This window comes from Bacillus sp. D7-8, from assembly GCF_052055895.1.
Lineage (GTDB): Bacteria > Bacillota > Bacilli > Bacillales > Bacillaceae > Bacillus > Bacillus velezensis.
Genome location: NZ_CP179922.1, coordinates 3632343 through 3645384, shown reverse-complemented (window position 1 = coordinate 3645384; position 13042 = coordinate 3632343). Strand labels below are relative to the sequence as shown.

At 46.2% G+C, this 13042-nt stretch carries 12 protein-coding genes; 9 read left to right on the top strand and 3 right to left on the bottom strand.

Annotated features, from left to right (window positions below):
* Positions 1-24 precede the first annotated feature (24 nt).
* Genes qoxB through qoxD form a run of 3 tightly spaced genes read left to right on the top strand, consistent with a single transcriptional unit; the run spans position 25 to position 2973 of the window.
* Positions 25-1974 carry a cytochrome aa3 quinol oxidase subunit I gene (gene qoxB, locus ACKTRM_RS18030; protein ID WP_012118743.1) on the top strand — a complete coding sequence of 650 codons (1950 nt, stop codon included), beginning with the start codon at positions 25-27 and terminating at the stop codon, positions 1972-1974.
* A 14-nt stretch (positions 1975-1988) separates the two neighbouring features.
* Entirely contained in the window at positions 1989-2603 is a 615-nt protein-coding gene (gene qoxC / locus ACKTRM_RS18025) for a cytochrome aa3 quinol oxidase subunit III (protein ID WP_003150930.1), read from the top strand.
* A gap of 1 nt (position 2604) precedes the next feature.
* Positions 2605-2973, top strand: a complete 369-nt coding sequence (gene qoxD, locus ACKTRM_RS18020; protein ID WP_007407711.1) for a cytochrome aa3 quinol oxidase subunit IV — start codon at positions 2605-2607, stop codon at positions 2971-2973.
* Between the two features lie 43 nt (positions 2974-3016).
* Here qoxD and ywcE read toward each other — a convergent pair whose 3' ends face one another.
* Positions 3017-3277 carry a spore morphogenesis/germination protein YwcE gene (ywcE, locus tag ACKTRM_RS18015; protein ID WP_003150937.1) on the bottom strand — a complete coding sequence of 87 codons (261 nt, stop codon included), beginning with the start codon at positions 3275-3277 and terminating at the stop codon, positions 3017-3019.
* Between the two features lie 292 nt (positions 3278-3569).
* Here ywcE and ACKTRM_RS18010 point away from each other — a divergent pair, with 292 nt between their 5' ends.
* From ACKTRM_RS18010 to nfsA, 3 genes are all read left to right on the top strand, one after another.
* On the top strand, positions 3570-4028 hold the full coding sequence (locus ACKTRM_RS18010; RefSeq protein ID WP_012118742.1) for a GNAT family N-acetyltransferase: 459 nt from the start codon (positions 3570-3572) through the stop codon (positions 4026-4028).
* Positions 4029-4229: 201 nt separating this feature from the next.
* On the top strand, positions 4230-5417 hold the full coding sequence (locus tag ACKTRM_RS18005) for an FtsW/RodA/SpoVE family cell cycle protein (protein ID WP_007614568.1): 1188 nt from the start codon (positions 4230-4232) through the stop codon (positions 5415-5417).
* A 102-nt stretch (positions 5418-5519) separates the two neighbouring features.
* Positions 5520-6269, top strand: a complete 750-nt coding sequence (gene nfsA / locus ACKTRM_RS18000) for an oxygen-insensitive NADPH nitroreductase (RefSeq protein ID WP_007407708.1) — start codon at positions 5520-5522, stop codon at positions 6267-6269.
* Positions 6270-6330: 61 nt separating this feature from the next.
* Here the strand turns inward: nfsA and ACKTRM_RS17995 are convergent.
* Positions 6331-7481, bottom strand: a protein-coding gene (locus ACKTRM_RS17995; protein ID WP_123912818.1) for an IS3 family transposase whose coding sequence is annotated in 2 segments (ribosomal slippage) — positions 6331-7208 and positions 7208-7481 — 1152 coding nt in all. Because the reading frame shifts where the segments join, the coding sequence is not laid out codon by codon here.
* 239 nt (positions 7482-7720) lie between these two features.
* On the opposite strand from ACKTRM_RS17995, the gene ACKTRM_RS17990 reads away from it, so the two are divergent.
* Positions 7721-8722 carry an LLM class flavin-dependent oxidoreductase gene (locus tag ACKTRM_RS17990; RefSeq protein WP_012118740.1) on the top strand — a complete coding sequence of 334 codons (1002 nt, stop codon included), beginning with the start codon at positions 7721-7723 and terminating at the stop codon, positions 8720-8722.
* 41 nt (positions 8723-8763) lie between these two features.
* On the opposite strand, the gene ACKTRM_RS17985 is transcribed toward ACKTRM_RS17990, so the two are convergent.
* Positions 8764-11175 carry a S8 family peptidase gene (locus tag ACKTRM_RS17985; RefSeq protein WP_012118739.1) on the bottom strand — a complete coding sequence of 804 codons (2412 nt, stop codon included), beginning with the start codon at positions 11173-11175 and terminating at the stop codon, positions 8764-8766.
* A gap of 525 nt (positions 11176-11700) precedes the next feature.
* On the opposite strand from ACKTRM_RS17985, the gene ACKTRM_RS17980 reads away from it, so the two are divergent.
* Together ACKTRM_RS17980 and ACKTRM_RS17975 are read left to right on the top strand one after the other, a co-directional pair.
* Positions 11701-12015 (top strand): hypothetical protein, encoded by a 315-nt coding sequence (locus ACKTRM_RS17980; RefSeq protein ID WP_012118738.1) that lies wholly within the window; start codon positions 11701-11703, stop codon positions 12013-12015.
* Between the two features lie 23 nt (positions 12016-12038).
* Positions 12039-12869, top strand: coding sequence for a PRD domain-containing protein (locus ACKTRM_RS17975; protein WP_012118737.1), 831 nt, complete (start codon positions 12039-12041; stop codon positions 12867-12869).
* Positions 12870-13042: the final 173 nt, after the last annotated feature.

Genomic DNA, 13042 nt, shown 5'->3' with positions numbered 1-13042 from the left:
TGAACAAGAAAGGAGGAAGCCCGAATGAAATTGAGATGGGATGAATTTTTTGTAACAGGTGACCCATTAATTCTGGGCGCACAAGTTTCCATTGCGCTTTCCACTATCGCTATCATCGTTGTACTCACATACTTCAAAAAGTGGAAATGGCTCTGGTCTGAATGGCTGACGTCTGTAGACCATAAGAAACTTGGAATCATGTACATTATCTCTGCTGTTATCATGCTGTTCCGCGGCGGGGTCGACGGCTTGATGATGCGCGCCCAGTTAGCGCTTCCTAATAACAGTTTTTTAGACTCAAACCACTATAATGAGATCTTTACGACTCACGGTACGATCATGATTATCTTCATGGCGATGCCGTTTTTAATCGGTCTGATCAACGTTGTCGTACCTTTGCAGATCGGTGCGCGCGACGTAGCATTCCCTTACTTGAACAACCTGAGTTTCTGGACGTTCTTCGTAGGTGCGATGCTTTTCAATATTTCTTTCGTTATCGGAGGTTCTCCGAACGCAGGCTGGACGAGTTACATGCCGCTGGCAAGCAACGACATGAGTCCCGGGCCTGGTGAGAACTTCTACCTGCTCGGTCTTCAGATTGCCGGTATCGGTACGCTGATGACGGGTATCAACTTTATGGTGACGATCCTGAAAATGCGTACGAAAGGCATGACGCTGATGCGTATGCCGATGTTCACATGGACGACGCTGATTACAATGGTTATTATCGTATTCGCCTTCCCTGTTTTGACAGTGGCATTGGCGCTGTTATCATTTGACCGTTTGTTCGGCGCTCACTTTTTCACGCTGGAAGCCGGCGGTATGCCGATGCTTTGGGCTAACTTGTTCTGGATTTGGGGACACCCTGAAGTATATATCGTTATCTTACCGGCATTCGGTATTTTCTCTGAAATTATTTCAGCGTTTGCAAGAAAGCAGTTATTCGGTTACAAAGCGATGGTCGGCTCAATTATCGCCATTTCCGTCCTGAGTTTCCTTGTATGGACTCACCACTTCTTCACAATGGGGAACAGTGCGTCTGTTAACTCTTTCTTCTCGATAACAACGATGGCGATTTCGGTTCCGACCGGGGTTAAAATCTTTAACTGGCTCTTTACGATGTATAAAGGCCGAATCAGTTTTACAACACCGATGCTGTGGGCGCTTGCGTTCATCCCGAACTTCGTTGTCGGCGGGGTAACAGGGGTTATGCTTGCGATGGCTGCAGCCGATTATCAATACCATAATACGTACTTCCTCGTATCTCACTTCCACTATGTGCTGATCGCGGGTACAGTATTTGCATGTTTCGCAGGATTTATTTTCTGGTATCCGAAAATGTTCGGTCACAAGCTGAACGAAAGAATCGGAAAATGGTTCTTCTGGATCTTTATGATCGGATTTAATGTATGTTTCTTCCCTCAATACTTCTTGGGGCTGCAAGGTATGCCTCGCCGTATTTACACTTACGGACCGAATGACGGATGGACTGCATTAAACTTTATTTCAACTGTCGGAGCCTTCATGATGGGTGTCGGATTCTTAATCCTTTGCTACAACATCTACTACAGCTTCCGCTACTCTACTCGCGAGATCAGCGGAGATTCATGGGGCGTGGGACGTACGCTTGAGTGGGCGACTTCATCTGCGATTCCGCCGCATTACAACTTTGCGGTGCTTCCTGAAGTGAAATCTCAAGATGCGTACCTGCAATTGAAAGAAGACAAAACGGATATTCATCCGGAAAGCAAGTTCAAGAAAATCCATATGCCGCACAACTCCGGAAGACCGCTTATTATGTCAGTGGCGTTCGGTATTGCAGGCTTCGGACTTGTATTTGAATGGTTCTGGATGGGCATTGTCGGCTTGATCGGCATTCTGCTTTGCATGGTGCTTCGTTCATTTGAATATGACAATGGCTACTATATACCTGTTGAAGAAATAAAAGAGACGGAAAGAAAGATTTCCGAATAAAGGAGGCGTGATTTATGGAACATGCAGAACACGGCAATTCTAACGCGCCTATGGAATATCAATCTGAAACCGGCAGACTCAATATTCTCGGGTTTTGGATCTTTTTAGGGGCAGAGATTGTGTTGTTCTCAACACTATTTGCAACCTTCTTCGTTCTTCAAAGAAGAACAGCAGGAGGAGTCTTACCGGCTGAATTATTTGAAGTGAAGCTTGTCATGATCATGACATTCCTGCTTCTGATCAGCAGTTTCACCTGCGGGATCGCTGTTCATGAAATGCGTCGCGGAAGTTTAAAAGGCGTCGTCATTTGGACGATCATTACGCTTCTTCTCGGCGCCGGCTTCGTCGGATGTGAGCTTAACGAGTTCATCCACTATGTACATGAAGGAGCATCTCTCGGTACAAGTGCTTTCTGGTCTGGATTCTTCGTCCTTCTGGGAACGCACGGAACGCACGTAACGATCGGTATCTTCTGGATTGCCGGCATCTTACTGCAATTGAAGAAACGCGGATTAACGCCGCAGACGTCTTCAAAAATCTTTATCTCAAGTTTATACTGGCACTTCTTAGACGTTGTTTGGATCTTCATCTTTACAGGCGTCTATCTCATCGGATTGGGGGGACTATAATATGGCAAACAAATCTGCTGAACACAGCCACTTTCCGTGGAAGCATATCGTAGGTTTTGCGTTGTCTATTATTCTGACCCTGCTGGCCCTTTGGGTTGCAGTATATACGGAATTAAGCCCATCAGCAAAACTCTGGATCATTTTCGGCTTCGCATTTATCCAAGCCGGTCTTCAGCTTCTCATGTTCATGCACATGACAGAAAGCGAAAACGGCGGAATTCAAGTCGGAAACACGCTCTTCGGATTTTTCGGAGCGATTGTTATCATCCTTGGTTCCATCTGGATCTTTGCGGCGCACTACCATCACGGTGACCATATGGATGGAAACCCTCCTGGCGGTGCGAAGCATCATTCCGAACATCAGGAATAAAAAGAAACCCTCTTCGTTTATGCGAAGAGGGTTTTTTGTGCCTTTATTGGCTTCTTCTCCGGCGCAGGCGCGGAAGGCCGTAAATGATAAAGGCGGCGATATGGGCAACGATGACGTTGACGGCAAACAGGATGATCATAAGTGTGTGGCCGAGAGGGGATAGGCTGCTGGTTGCGTAAAAGTAGAAGAAAACCCACATGAGAATAATTGGCGGTATGGCCGAAAGAGCGACTTTTTTGTTATCCAGCCAGATAAAGAGGGGTGTTGCGCTTGCGACCAGTAAATAAGCAAAAAACATGTCCATCTTACGTGTCTCCTTTCATTTTATGGGAGCGTTTCCAAAATGAAATACAGAGATTAAAATGTGTCTGTTTTGTGGTCGTTTTTTGAACATTTTGTTACAATTATTATACCATGTTTTCCAATTTTTGATACCGCTTTTTTGAGAAATGTATTGCAACTATTGCCTCATTTTTGGATAGGTACAAGAAACCGGAAAGGCCAAATACCCTGTCACATTTCCGGACAATGGAATGGCGCAGGCTGTGAACCTTTGCTATGGTCAAAGAAAATATGCACAGCAAGGGTGGTTTGAAGTGGACGTAAGGAAAGAAGATGTCACAGCGCAGGACGTCATTGTGCTTTTACAGGATCATCTGAAGAGCATGACCATGCATTCTCCTCCGGAAAGTATACATGCGCTCAATGCGGACCGGCTGCGTCAGCCTGACGTTACGTTTTGGAGTGCGAGGGAAAACGGCATCCTGCTCGGCTGCGGTGCCTTAAAGGAGCTAAACAGCCGGCACGGTGAGATCAAATCAATGAAAACCTCTCCGCATCATGTCAGAAAAGGCGTTGCCAACCGGATCCTCCGCCATATGCTTGAAGAAGCAAGGCAGCGGGGCTATCAGCGGATCAGCTTAGAAACCGGTTCTATGGAGGCTTTTCTCCCCGCCAGACGCCTGTATGAAAAAGCCGGGTTTCAATATTGTGATCCGTTTGCACATTATAAAGAGGACCCGAACAGCTTGTTTATGACGTTAAACATAGGCTGAAACCCCTTTTCTGACGAGAAGGGGTTTTTTATCGGAAAAGTTTCATCATGACCGAAACATTTCCTTTTCTGACACGTCATATGTCGTGTAGTCCCCAAACCGTAAAAAATAAAAAGGAAGCAACCTCATCATGTTTTCTTGAACGGTGTTCATGTATAATAAACAATAGTGACTTCCGATGAAAATGTAAGGCGGGATAGAATGAGTCGATATAAGAAACAGCAAAATCCCTATTATCAGGGGGATTTGATTTTTATATTTGGTGTGTTTTTAATAATTAGTGTTGCGGCGATTTATGCGGCCGGACAGTTCGGGCAGTACGGAAGTGATGCCTGGATGAGACAGATCGTCTTTTATGTCATCGGAGCCGGTCTCATGGTCAGTATCATGTATTTTGATTTAGAGCAGCTTGAAAAACTGAGTCTGTACGTGTTAATTGCCGGCGTGCTGTCGCTGCTCCTTTTACGTGTGGCGCCGGAATCCATCGCGCCGATTAAAAACGGAGCGAAGAGCTGGTTTAAAATCGGCAGCTTTACCCTCCAGCCCTCTGAGTTCACGAAAATAGGAATTATGATGATGGTCGCGTCCATTATATCGAAGGCGGGCCCGAAGGATCAAAGGTCACTTAGGGAAGATGTGAATCTGCTTTTGAAAATTGCGGCATGGACGGTTATTCCGATCGGGATGATCGTTTTGCAGGATGCCGGAACGGGTGCGATCTGTCTGTTTATCGTTATGGTGATGGTGTTTATGTCGGGTGTAAACTGGAAGCTGATCACCATCATCGGCGGTTCGGCAGCACTTGTGCTTGGCCTTTTCTTAGTGCTGGTGATTGAATTTCCCCATGTGGCGAATTCAATCGGCATTGCGGATTATCAAATTAACCGGATTACATCGTGGATGTCTGACTCCAGTGCGGCAACGACTCAGGCAGAGAGCGATAAAAGCTGGCAGGTGGATCAGGCCGTTATGGCGATCGGATCGGGCGGCATTACCGGAAACGGCGTTCATAATCTGAAGGTGTACGTACCTGAGGGACAGACCGACTTTATCTTTGCGATTTTGGGTGAAAGTTTTGGATTTTTAGGCTGCGCCATTGCGGTTGTCATGTTTTTCTTTTTAATTTACAGACTTGTGGTGCTGATTGACCGCTTGCATGCGTTTAACCGATTTGGCGCGTTTTTTTGCGTAGGATTTACTGCACTTATCGTGATTCACACCTTCCAGAACATCGGGATGAATATCGGCATTATGCCGGTTACCGGTATTCCGCTGCTGTTTGTCAGCTATGGGGGGAGCTCGGTGCTTTCTACATTAATCAGCTTCGGGATCGTATATAACGCAAGTGTGCAGCTGACGAAATATAAAAGCTACCTGTTCAATTCTTAATGTGAGACGGCTCGTTTTTCGGGCTGTCTTTTTTTGTTTAGAGCATTTCGCTTTTGACATGATTCCCTTTCGGATATGATATAGAGAGAAGGAGGCTTTTATATGAACAATACCATCGAAACCATACTTAATCATCGGTCGATCCGATCATTTACTGACGAGCTTCTGACAGCAGAAGAGATAGATACATTAGTGAAAAGCGCCCAGGCGGCGTCAACGTCCAGTTACGTGCAGGCTTACTCCATCATCGGCGTAACTGATAAGGAGAAAAAGCGGAAGCTGGCGGCACTGGCCGGAAACCAGCCTTACGTCGAGAATAACGGGCACTTGTTTGTATTTTGCGCTGATTTGTACCGCCATAAAAAACTTGCTGAGGAAAAAGGCGAAAACATTACCGAGCTTCTTGAGAATACGGAAATGTTTATGGTCAGCGTCATTGATGCCGCACTTGCCGCACAAAACGTAAGTGTTGCCGCGGAATCAATGGGACTTGGCATTTGTTATATCGGAGGCATTCGAAATGAACTTGATCAGGTGACGGAAGTGCTTGGAACGCCTGACCATGTGCTGCCGCTGTTCGGCTTGGTAGTCGGTCATCCCGCTCATCCGTCCGGTCAAAAGCCGCGCCTGCCGAAACAAGCCGTATATCATGAAAACACGTACGATACGAATGAAGAACACTTCCGCAGTTATATGAAGGAATATGATGAAACCATTTCCGCTTATTATGATAAACGGACAAACGGCAAGCGGGTTGAAACGTGGTCTGATCAAATCCTGCAGTTCATGAAACAAAAACCGAGAACCTATTTAAATCAATATGTAAAAGATAAAGGTTTTCAAAAGAATTAAGAAAAAACCTCTCCTGACCGGGGACTGACCCCCGTTTTTGAGACAGGGGTCAAAACACCTTTTAAACAGCCAATTGCCGATAGTTTATCGGTGATTGGTTGTTTAGTTTGGTTTGAATACGAATATTGTTATAATAATATTCGTATTCTATGACAGTGCGTTCTACGATGGCAGTCGTAGTTCGATCAATGCTGTTAAGATAGAACGTTTCAGACTTTAGCGAGGAATGAAACGATTCGATGGAGGCATTATCAGCGGGCGTCCCTTTGCGGGACATGCTCATGGTAATGCCTTTTGTTTTAACAGCTTTTTGATACTCGTAAGATGTATACACAGAACCTTGGTCACTATGTAACACGCAGTTCTCAGGCAGCATTGGTAGCTGATCAAGTGTGTCTAAGACAAAGGCTGTGTCCTGCTTATCCCCAATAGTAAAAGCAATCACTTCTCCATTGTATAAATCTAATATACTGGAAAGGTACAATTGTTTCTGTCCATAAGGCAAATATGTGATGTCCGTTACTAGTTTTTCAAGAGGACGATCAGACTGAAAGTTCCGATCCAATATATTATCGACCACGGCATATGGCTGCCCATCCTTCTTGCGCTTTTTCACCTTAACCCGACACTGCCATTGATTCTTCTGCATAATACGTTGAACCGTTTTATGGTTAATACACATTCTCTTTTTTAGTATGGCTGTGATTTTTCGATATCCATATCGATACTTGTGCTCTCGGCACAACGTGCCGATTTGTTTTTCCAAATGGCGCTTGGGATGATCCTTCATCAGATTCTTCTTCCAACGATAATAAGACGCTCGAGAGATACCTAAATGAATACAGATATCCTGTACGGTCATTGTGCTGTGCAATATTTCTACAAGTTCGACTGACGTTTCGCTATCAACTTCCTTTCCAATTCGTTGTACTTTTTTAAAACTTCATTCTGTTGTCTCAGGTAACGAATCTCTGCCTGCAGTTTCTCTAAATCGGAAGAATACTCCGGACCTTTTCCGTAAGTGTATTGCTTTCCAACAGGCTGTTCGAATCGATGTGTATCACCAGCCTTATACCATCTAACCCATGTCTGAACCTGTGTCTTATTCTTAATATTCAACTCCTGCAGGATCTCTTTCATAGGTACGCCTGCCAATCTCATTTCTACAGCCTTCTGTTTCACTTCAACCGGATAACTCACTCTTGTCCCCATAGAAAAAACACCTCCAAGTCTAATTTCGGATAACAATCATCCGTATTCAAACTTGAAGGTGTTTTTATTTGTCTCATCTTATGGGGTCAGTCCCACCGGGAGAGGTTTTTATGTTTCACGTGTAACATATTTCGACAAAATGGAACAAGGTATATAAATGTTTATCATCAGGGATGCTTATAAGCATACAGAAAGAAAAAACGGCTTAGCAGTGGTACGATGTTGATGAGGTGACAGTGATGATTTCATTAAGCATATTAGATCAATCTCCTGTATCAGAAGGGAGGTCCGCGGAAAGTGCTCTGCGGAATACAGTAAGACTGGCGCAGGAGGCGGAAAAGCTCGGATATAAGAGGTTTTGGGTGTCAGAGCATCATTTTTCAGAGCGGTTGGCGGGTTCAAGCCCTGAAGTGCTGATCAGCCATATTGCGGCGAAAACGAATGAGATTCGTGTAGGCTCGGGCGGTGTCATGCTTCCGCATTACAGCGCATATAAGGTGGCGGAGAATTTCCGCGTGCTTGAAGGGTTGACGCCGGGCAGAATCGATCTCGGATTAGGGAGAGCGCCGGGCGGAATGCCGATCGCATCATGGGCGCTGAATGACGGCGGGAAGCGTAACGCTGATCAATATCCGCAGCAGCTTCGTGAGCTGGCGATGTATTTGCATGATGCAGCCGACGACAATCACCGTTTTCCGAATCTGACCGCATCACCCCTTATTAAGACGGCGCCGGAAGTCTGGCTTCTCGGTTCTTCGGGGGAAAGCGCGCTTCTGAGCGCAGAAATGGGAGCAGGCTATATGTTTGCTCACTTTATTAATGGAGAAGGCGGAGAAAGCACGACAGCACAATATAAGCGCAGATTTAAACCTTCTGTATTAGGAAAAGAACCAAAAACAGCCGTGGCGGTGTTTTTGCTGTGCGCGGACACGGAGGAGAAAGCGGAGGAACTCGCGGCCGTCATGGATTATACGCTGCTTGCGGGTGAACAGGGGATTCCGCTTCACGGCGTACCGTCTTACGAAACCGTCCGCGGCAATACGTACACACCGTATGAACAAAGACGAATTGCCGATAATCGGAATCGAATGATCATCGGAACGAAGAAACAAGTGAAAGAACAGATTCTGGCTCTCAGTAAAGCATACGGAACGGAAGAAGTGATGGCTGTGACCATTACTCATCACTTTGAAGATAAACTTCAGTCATACCGGCTGCTTCGTGAAGCTTTTGCCGAATGATCAGAAAGAAACCCTGCTGATGCTCCAGCAGGGTTGTTCGGTTATTCAATGATAAAAGGTTTTTCAGTCAGCACCTGGCTTGATTTCCCTTTGTTCGCGGCATAGGCCAGCATATAATATTCTCCTGCCGGCAGTGCGGTGTCACCATTGACTTTGCCGTTCCAGTCGAAATATTGATAGCCTTTATCCTGCTTTTTGTAGATGCCGGCTTGGCCGACAAAGTCAAGATTGCTGTCATATACAAGGAAGGCAAGCTCTTCGGCTCCCGCCGGAAGATAGGTTTCAATTTGGTAGGTTCCCTGCGTTGTGCCGTCCTGCACGTCGATTGACGTCACGCGCGGATAGTCCGGCTCTTTTACAATCAGCAGCGTCGGCACTTTTGCGACTGTTTTTCCGCCTTCTCGCACTGTGACGGTTCCCTCATAGGTGCCTGCCTTTACTTTTTTGGCATTGACCTTTACTTTCGCATTGACCTTTCCGGTTTGATGAGCGGGGATCACGACCCGGTCTGTGCCCGAAACGGTAATGCCCGTGCCGTTGAAAGAGTACTCGAGCTGATATGATTTTCTGATGGACGATTGATTTTCAATCGTAAAGGTTTCTTTTTTCGTTTCATTGCCTTTGTCTTTCATAAACGTTCCGTAAGAATAACTTCCCGGGGCGACAAGGGAGTCTGCTTTGATCGCCTTCATGATTCTGATGCTTCCGGCGCCTTGCGCATTATGCGGGTATACGTCACCGTCCGCGTCCGTTAAGGTTTCCGCGGTGTTCATGAGAGCGGCTTTTATTTGTTCCGGGCTCCATTTCGGTTTGGCCTGCTTGATGACGGCAGCTGCGCCGGCTACATGCGGGGAAGCCATGCTCGTTCCCTGCTTCGATCCGTAGCCGTACGGGTCGGCCGGATCATGGGTCGGAATGGTGCTGACGATGTTTACGCCGGGAGCGGAGACGTCAGGTTTAATCATCCACGTGTCCATAACCGGACCGCGTGACGAAAAGTCTGCCATTTGTTCAGTGAGCGATTTAGCCACGGATAAATTGAAAGTCGCTTTTGTGCCGCCTGCTTTTAATTGGCTGACGAGTTTTTCGCCGTCTTCTGATGAAAGCTTAATCGTCGGTACGGACAAGCCCGGTACGTTGGCTTCAATTTCTCCCGGGGCATTGTTATACACAACCATACCGATCGCGCCCGCTTTTTTGGCGTTGTCTGCTTTATCCACAAAGGCGATGCTGCCCCGTTTGACGACCGCGACTTTTCCTTTCAGATCTTTGCCTTCAAAATCCTTTTGCTCGCCGATACCCGCCTCTATGAGGTCTGTTTCTTTTTTATTCAGTGCTTTTATGTCATCTTCTTTGTTGTAGCCCATTACTTTCGCTGAGGAATAGGAACCGAAGGAGACGGCGTACTCGTTCAGCGGCAGCTGTGTCGCTCCGACGGAGATGGCTTCTCTGGACGTTCCCGGAGAACCGACGGTCCAATTGTTCGGTCCGCTGTTTCCGTTTGATGTAACGGCCGTGACGCCTTCTGACATCGCCCAGTCAAGCGCCGTGCTTGTCGCCCAGTCTGGGTTATTCACAGAATTGCCGAGAGAAAGGTTCATGACATCCGCTCCGTCCTGTACGGCGCGTTCGATGCCGGCGATGACGTTCTCCGTTGTTCCGCTTCCGCCCGGACCGAGCACACGGTAGGCAAGGAGTGTAGCATCCGGCGCGACGCCTTTGATCGTTCCGTTTGCCGCTACCGTGCCCGCGACATGGGTTCCGTGGTCAGTCGACGCGCCTCTCGGATCACCGGACGGCGTTTCTTCAGGATCGTAATCGTTATCCACAAAATCGTATCCTTTATATTGTCCGAAATTTTTCTTTAAGTCAGGGTGTTTATATTCGACACCGGTGTCAATAATGGCAACCTTGACGCCTTTACCCGTATAGCCGAGCTTCCACGCGTCATTTGCCCCTATATAAGGCGCGCTGTCATCCATCTGCGGAGACACGGCATCCTTAGATAGGGTGATGTCTTTATCTTTGAGCTGATCGGTATGATAGGTGACATTCGGATAAACCGCTTTGACATCCTGATCACTCAGCAGTTTGGGGATTTCATTTGCCGGGAGTTTCATGGAGAAGCCGGAAAACACTTGCTCATATTCCCTGTTGATTTTTCCGTGTTTAATGGTTTTGAGCGCTTTCTTTTTCACTTTTGCGCGTTCGCTTTTCAGCTTGCTTTTTGTCTGTGCTTTGCCGAGTTCCTTTGCTTCCGCCAGTGACTTTTCCTTCAGCTCCACGATGACTGTCGTTTGTTTGCCGGTGGTCATATCAATGTCACCGAACACCTCAGCCTTCTCAAGATCAGGAGTTTGCGGTTTTGAAGCCGGCGCAGCCTGTGAACTTGTGGATAAGGTAAAGGATAAGACAAAAGCCGGAAGCAGATAACGGATGATTCCTTTTTTCAATCGTGTTTCCCCCTTTTTCTTTATCTAAATTAGAAATCTAGTATATATTTCTTGAAAATTCAAAATAATCCTTGTGACATATGACTCATTTATGGAAATTGGTCTGTGAATAAGGAGGGAGTTATACACAGAATCCTGTGTATAACTGAATAAATTTGTGTATATATATTGTTGGGAACGAGTGTTCCTATACAAAATATAGATCGAGTTTGTGGATATGTGGATATACCCTGTGTTTAAGCTGTGCTTAACCAAGGGATAAGGTGTGTATAACTTTTTTTATCGGCTTTTCCATTTTTCAGGTCATTTCCATCAGCTTTCAACAAAACTTCTGAAAACTAGTTTGTTTTTTCACTCATATTGTGACAAACAATTCGCCCGGACGCGTCTATCATAGAGTCATAGGGTTGCTAGACCCGCTAGTTTTTAGCGGAGAAGGATCGGCCGCCTTTTCCGTTAAAGCGGAGAGAAAAACAGGCCTGCGAACAAGCTGTCTGTCAAAAAGAAGCGGAGGGATGATTTGCAATGAAACGTTTGCTAGTATCTTTACGGGTGTGGATGGTCTTTCTGATGAACTGGATGGCGCCGGGTAACGGAAGATATCCATTAGCTGCCGTGTACGGAAACCAAGCGGCTTATCATAAGAAAGCGAAGCGGACGGCTGGGGCTTTTTCGTTTGTGAGCCATGTCCGATCGGCGGATTTGACCGATGAAACGAAATCGGCCCGCGGCAGGCTGGATAAAAACCGATGGATGCCTGTTCGCAAAGAATTGCCGAAACGGGAGCGCGCGGGTCCGGCAACTTTACATCATATGAAAAAGAGGGTACAATCCCACTAAACATATGAACGGGAGCGAACCTCTTGAGAATAGACAAAGTATTAAATAACAATGCGGCGTTAATAAAAGAAGACGGACGGGAAAAGATCGTAATGGGTCCCGGAATCGCTTTTCAAAAGAGAAAAAATGATGTGATTCAAAAACATAAAATTGAAAAAATATTTGTCGTGCACGACGAAAATGAAAAGTTCAAACAAGTGTTAGAAACGCTTCCCGAAGAGCATATAGAGGCGGCTGAAGATATCATCAGCCATGCGGAGGGAGAGCTTGCGGCACCTTTGAGCGATCACATCCACATTGCGCTGGCGGACCATTTATCCTTTGCGATCGAAAGGATTCAAAACGGCCTTCAGGTGCATAACCGATTGCTTCATGAAATTAAGGCGCTTTATAAAAAAGAATATGAGATCGGCCGCTGGGCGGTTGAACACGTGAAACAAACCCTCGGTATATCATTGCCTGATGATGAGGCGGGGTATATCGCGCTTCATATCCACACTGCCAAGGCGGATGCCAAAAGCATGTATTCGGCGATGAAGCATACAACCATGATCAAAGAAATGATCGAAAAGATCGAATCTTTTTTCGAACAGAAGGTGGATGAAGACAGTATTTCCTATCAGCGCCTCGTCACGCACTTACGGTATGCGGTCAGCCGGTTGGACTCAAATGAAGCACTCCATTCCATGGACGAGGAGATGCTTTATTTCATCCAAAAAAAGTATCCGTTTGCTTATCGGTGTGCGCTTGAACTGGCGGCGTTTTTAAAAAATGAATATGATTTGGAACTGCCGGAATCCGAGGCCGGCTATATTACGCTGCATGTCCAGCGTCTGCAAAAAAACCCGGAATAACGCGTCTGTTTCGAGAAACAGACTTTTTTTTTTGAAAACATATTGACGAAAGCGCTATCATGAAATAGAATGAAAGCGCATTAAAAAAACTGAATCCGGCGGGATTGTGACTGGTAATGCAGGCAAGACCTAAAATTTGCGTACATGAAAAAGGGATCATGCTGACCTTTTTC